At 47.4% G+C, this 724-nt stretch carries 1 pseudogene; it reads left to right on the forward strand.

The window, feature by feature from the left end:
- Window positions 1-724 (forward strand): annotated as a pseudogene (locus R2Q94_RS22125) (hypothetical protein); the annotation flags it as partial.

Here is a 724-nt window from a genome sequence, read left to right on the forward strand (position 1 = left end):
CGGTAGCGTATTGTTAACCGCATCAAGCGCTACGAGCTACCAGTGGTACAAAGGAGGTATTGCGATATCTGGGGCAACCAGTCAAAGCTATACTGCCACTACTACTGGGGAGTATAGTGTAAAAGTAAGTTCTACAACTTGCCAGAGTGAGGCTTCGGCTGCTGTAGAAGTTGTGGTAAACCCAGTTCCGGTTGCAGAGATTACCGTGACTGGCGATAAGACATTTTGTGATGGCGGTAGCGTATTGTTGACCGCTTCTTCAGCTACGAGCTACCAGTGGTACAAAGGAGGCCTTGCCATTAGCGGTGCCACCAGTCAAACTTATACTGCCACTACTACTGGGGAGTATAGTGTAAAGGTAAGTTCTATGACTTGTCAGAGTGAAGCTTCAGCTGCTGTAGAAGTTGTGGTAAATGCAGTTCCGGTTGCAGAGATTACCCTGACTGGTGATAAGACATTTTGTGATGGCGGTAGCGTATTGTTGACCGCATCAAGCGCTACGAGTTACCAGTGGTACAAAGGAGGTATTGCGATATCTGGGGCAAACAGTCAAAGCTATACTGCCACTACTACTGGGGAGTATAGTGTAAAAGTAAGTTCTACAACTTGCCAGAGTGAAGCTTCGGCTGCTGTAGAAGTTGTGGTAAACCCAGTCCCTGTTGCAGAGATTACCGTGACTGGCGATAAGACATTTTGTGATGGTGGTAGCGTATTGTTGACCGCT

Source organism: Pedobacter gandavensis, assembly GCF_032678465.1.
Lineage (GTDB): Bacteria > Bacteroidota > Bacteroidia > Sphingobacteriales > Sphingobacteriaceae > Pedobacter > Pedobacter gandavensis_B.